Annotated in this window: 1 protein-coding gene; it reads left to right on the top strand. The window is 56.7% G+C overall.

From position 1 onward, the window contains the following. Window positions 1-268 precede the first annotated feature (268 nt). Window positions 269-538: hypothetical protein (locus IE142_RS40350; RefSeq protein ID WP_229831316.1), on the top strand; the 270-nt coding region annotated here is incomplete at its 3' end.

Raw genomic sequence — 538 nt, 5'->3', positions numbered from 1 at the left:
CGTCAAGGGTTCGGATGCGCTGTTAGCGACCGCGCGAACACTCTGTCTCGCGGAGATTCATTCGGGGGCTATTCATCCCAACTCATGGAGGGCCCATATTGAGGGGGCTAGGGCGTTGATGGATGCTTGTGATAATCGAGGAGCTTTGTCGCCGCGGTCGTCAGATGGGTTCAGGAGGTACTTGGATCGGTGGTACCGATCGATTGTTTCGCTCACGGCGTTAACAGGCAATGGCCCACCCATTGGTGACGTTGCAGGTCAACCCATCTTGAGTACCATCAACCAGCACGACTCCCCTGACTATCTTGACGATTACTGGGGCTTCACGGTAAATCTTGCTGCAGTCTTTCGCGGGATAGGGGCCGCTGCTTGGCGAAGTCACCCCAGCCAACAATGCGGTGGCGTAGCCCAAGAAGACGAATTCAGCGTCCATCATGAAGCTGCGGTTCTTGAGTCGTCCGTTCGGCGCTTGATGGACCAGGAAGCTGACTCACAGCCTGCATTCTACCCAGGGGTGGTGGAAGGGCTCTCAAGCGAG

It is taken from the genome of Streptomyces mutabilis (assembly GCF_014649815.1).
In the GTDB taxonomy this organism is placed as follows: Bacteria; Actinomycetota; Actinomycetes; order Streptomycetales; family Streptomycetaceae; genus Streptomyces; species Streptomyces mutabilis.
Note: the sequence above shows the minus strand (reverse complement) of the source record. Positions and strands in the feature narration are given on the sequence as shown.